Below are 678 nucleotides of genomic sequence, written 5' to 3' on the forward strand. Positions count from 1 at the left end.
ACGAGCTATTCAGCTATATAAAAAGGGTTTGTGGCAGAGCTGCTGTCACAAACCCTTTTATGCACTTTTTAATAGCATAAGAAAAGCCCTCTGGCTAGCGCATAGAACGCCAAGTCAGAGGGCTTTTACTGTGTTATCAGTTGTTATTTACGTTGTTTGCCAGCATTACGGTTTGTTTTGCTGTCATTAATTGTTAGGCGTTTGTTTGTAGGTTCTTTCTTAACAGAATCAGTCACATCTTTACGGCCGCTAGAAGGCTTCTTCACCTTGATTGGGTTCTCAGCCATTTCTTTATCAACTTCTGCCTGGATTCTTGGCTTGAAGTAGAAAGTTGTAAATAATGATTGTAGAATTGACCAGATTGCACCTGCTAAGAAGTAAAGTGTTAATCCGGCTGGTGTTGTAAATACGATGAATCCCATCATAACTGGTGTCATGAATAGGGTAGAACGCATTTGTGCTTTTTGCTCTTCTGGCACACCTTGCAAGGTAATGAATGATTGGATCAAGTACATTACAATGGTGATAACGGCTAATACCATATGAGATTCTCCAAGTGAGATACCGAAGAATTCAGAGCTAGCAATTGGTTCACTCACGCGGATAGCAGTGTATAAACCAGAGATGATTGGTAATTGTAGTAATAATGGTAAACAACCCATACCACCAAACATAGAC

The 678-nt window shown here is 40.0% G+C and carries 1 protein-coding gene; it reads right to left on the bottom strand.

The genetic code is table 11. The features are described 5' to 3' along the window. Positions 1-143: 143 nt before the first annotated feature. The coding region (locus ACRCJ0_RS17850) for a YidC/Oxa1 family membrane protein insertase (RefSeq protein WP_431391478.1) at positions 144-678 on the bottom strand (535 nt) is incomplete at its 5' end.

This window comes from Aerococcus sp. L_32, assembly GCF_050689315.1.